Origin of the sequence: Ectobacillus ponti, assembly GCF_024294785.1 — a bacterium.
Classification (GTDB): Bacteria; Bacillota; Bacilli; order Bacillales; family Bacillaceae_G; genus Ectobacillus; species Ectobacillus ponti.
Genome location: NZ_JANCLT010000111.1, coordinates 1 through 534, shown reverse-complemented (window position 1 = coordinate 534; position 534 = coordinate 1). Strand labels below are relative to the sequence as shown.

1 protein-coding gene is annotated in these 534 nt (G+C 49.6%); it reads left to right on the top strand.

Features of this window, described 5'->3' with window-relative positions; translation table 11 throughout:
* On the top strand, positions 1 to 360 hold a 360-nt coding region (locus NK662_RS24805), incomplete at its 5' end, for an ADP-ribosylation factor-like protein (RefSeq protein WP_254761382.1).
* Between the last annotated feature and the right edge of the window lie 174 nt (positions 361 to 534).

Below are 534 nucleotides of genomic sequence, written 5' to 3'. Positions count from 1 at the left end.
TTCACCGTTTGGGATGTTGGTGGTCAGGACAAGATCAGGCCCCTGTGGAGGCACTATTTCCAGAACACCCAGGGTCTCATCTTTGTTGTGGACAGCAATGATAGGGACCGTGTTGTCGAAGCCAGAGATGAGCTGCACAGGATGCTGAACGAGGATGAGCTACGTGATGCTGTGCTGCTGGTGTTTGCAAACAAACAAGATCTTCCTAATGCCATGAACGCTGCTGAGATCACCGACAAGCTTGGTCTGCACTCCTTGCGCCAGCGGCACTGGTACATCCAGAGCACATGTGCTACCTCTGGTGAGGGGTTGTATGAGGGGCTTGACTGGCTGTCCAGCAACATTGCTAGCAAGGCTTGAAGCATCTTGGCCGGGCTTAAATGAAAGGAAGACATGGCGGATATCCCTGAGTGAACGCTGCCTTTTTACGTATCGAAACTATATAGTCATGACAGATAATGATGTGGATGTTTTGGGAAGATAAAGCTCTTTAGGTTCCACCACCAAAGGAGCTAGCTATCAGATTGTTTTTCG